Source organism: Limnofasciculus baicalensis BBK-W-15 (assembly GCF_024178385.1).
GTDB lineage: Bacteria > Cyanobacteriota > Cyanobacteriia > Cyanobacteriales > Coleofasciculaceae > Limnofasciculus > Limnofasciculus baicalensis.
The window spans coordinates 16273-18161 of the sequence record NZ_JAMZMM010000095.1 but is presented as its reverse complement, the minus strand read 5'-3'; the positions used below and the strand labels follow the sequence as shown (position 1 = coordinate 18161).

Below are 1889 nucleotides of genomic sequence, written 5' to 3'. Positions count from 1 at the left end.
CCACTAAGACACTAAGGCACGAAGGAAGAGATAGATTGTTTGGCAACTAGCAATCGTTACAGGTAACTTAGAATATTGATTGGCAGTGCAGGAGTGGATGCGTTGAATAATAGTAGTCTCCCAGAAAAACCAGTAAATCTCTCAAAATCATCTTCAGATGATATTCCAGTAGCAGTAAGGGATACACCCGACACTAAACACCCCTCGCGGTGGAAACCCATCTTAATCGTAGTTAGCCTAGCGGCATTGGGCGGGTTACCCGTCAGTCTGATGTTGTCAGCCCCTACCCCGCCGCGCCAGACAACTGCCTCATCTTCCCCAAAACCGGAAGCTACTGCTAACCCCACTTCAACTAACTCTGAAAGTACCAATACCGAAAATCTTCTTGGACATCTTCCCTATCAAGAAGCACCACCCTCTGAACTTCAGCCTATCACCTCTGATGGTGGGATTAAAATGCGCACTGCTGCTGCTGAAAAATTTAAAGCGATGTCAGCCGCAGCACAAGCCAATGGGATAATATTAGTTCCAATTTCCGGATTTCGCTCTCTTGAAGATCAAAAGCATCTATTTTTTGATGTCAAAGCCCAACGCGCCCAAGTAGCCACTAAACGAGCTGAAGTCAGCGCCCCTCCCGGTTATAGCGAACATCATACAGGATATGCGGTAGATATTGGCGATCGCAATACACCAGCCACTAACCTAAGTCAAAGTTTTGAAAATACAGCAGCTTTTAAATGGTTAGAGCAAAATGCGGCTAGGTATAGTTTTGAGATATCCTTCACTAAGGGTAATCCTCAAGGTGTAAACTATGAACCTTGGCATTGGCGTTTTGTCGGGGATACTCAGAGTTTAGAAACATTCTACAAAGCCCATAATTTACCTCGTCCCTAAATAGGGGTTAGGGTGTATTTTTCTACGTTTAATTTATTTACCCAGAAGGTTTTCTATGAAAAGTGAAGATAAAAAAGTTGTCTTAATTAACCAAAATACAGGCAAACGCATTAAATTGGGAGGGTTTCATAAATCCGATCAAAAACCACCCAACTCCAAACAATATGCAGCTAGTCGATATCAAAAGAAAGATCTTCCTCATAAAGTTGACTTACGCCCTTACATGACGAAAGTCGAAAACCAAGCTAATGCCAATAGTTGCACGGCTAATGCGATGGTAGGTGCTTATGAGTATCTCGCCAAACGGATGTTAGGAGACTCTGGAGATGTTAGTCGCTTATTCGTTTATTATAATGCGCGAGCGCTGGATGGGAAAAGAGTTAAAGATGAGGGAACATCTCTAACAAACTGTATCCAAGTATTACAAGATATGGGGGCTTGTACAGAAGATACTTGGCCTTATGAGACTAGTCAAGTTAACAAACAACCCTCAGATGAAGCCTATGAGGAAGCGGAACAATTTTTAATTGAAGATGCTGAAGAAATTGATATCGATCTCTTTAGTATGAAACATTGTTTGGCAGAAGGTTATCCCTTTGCTTTTGGTATGTTGCTATTCAAATCTTTTGATAAGGCTACCAAAAAGGGACGAGTACCCATGCCGGATTTGAGTACAGAAGAAGGGAGGGAAACTCATGGCGCACATGCAATGTTGTGTGTGGGATATTCAGATAAAAATGAGGCATTTATAGTCCGGAATTCTTGGGGTGATGATTGGGGGGACAATGGATATTGTTATATTCCATACGATTACTTGACAAATCCAGATTTGTCTTGGGATTGCTGGACAATTCGGAAAGTAACCGATCTTGATTTTAGTCGAGATATTTCCTCTGATGATGAGGAGTATTTTTACGCTGCTGATGAGGAAGATTACGATGATTCTGATTCCTATTATGAGGAGGCTGATGAGGAAGATTACGATGATGATGATG

The 1889-nt window shown here is 41.9% G+C and carries 2 protein-coding genes; both read left to right on the top strand.

The window, feature by feature from the left end; all coding sequences use genetic code 11:
- Window positions 1-102: 102 nt before the first annotated feature.
- Entirely contained in the window at window positions 103-894 is a 792-nt protein-coding gene (locus tag NJ959_RS11725; RefSeq protein WP_254011935.1) for a M15 family metallopeptidase, read from the top strand.
- Window positions 895-949: 55 nt separating this feature from the next.
- Window positions 950-1889: C1 family peptidase (locus NJ959_RS11720; protein ID WP_254011934.1), on the top strand; the 940-nt coding region annotated here is incomplete at its 3' end.